The sequence below is a fragment of the Pseudovibrio sp. SCP20 genome (assembly GCF_057774105.1).
This window is the reverse complement of sequence record NZ_JBYMDH010000030.1, coordinates 1-223: the sequence shown is the minus strand read 5'-3', so window position 1 is coordinate 223 and position 223 is coordinate 1. Positions and strand designations below refer to the sequence as shown.

Below are 223 nucleotides of genomic sequence, written 5' to 3'. Positions count from 1 at the left end.
ACCAACACCACGGATCAGTGCACCAATGTTGTCGCCTGCTTCACCCTGATCGAGCAGCTTGCGGAACATTTCAACACCAGTAACAGTGGTTTTAGCTGTTTCTTTGATGCCAACGATCTCAACTTCATCACCAACGTGGATGATACCGCGCTCAACGCGACCGGTAACAACGGTACCACGACCGGAGATGGAGAACACGTCTTCGATTGGCATAAGGAATGCC

At 51.1% G+C, this 223-nt stretch carries 1 protein-coding gene; it reads right to left on the bottom strand.

What is annotated here, in order from left to right; all coding sequences use genetic code 11:
- On the bottom strand, positions 1-223 hold a 223-nt coding region (locus AC3CB2_RS23525), incomplete at both ends, for an EF-Tu/IF-2/RF-3 family GTPase (RefSeq protein ID WP_352936798.1).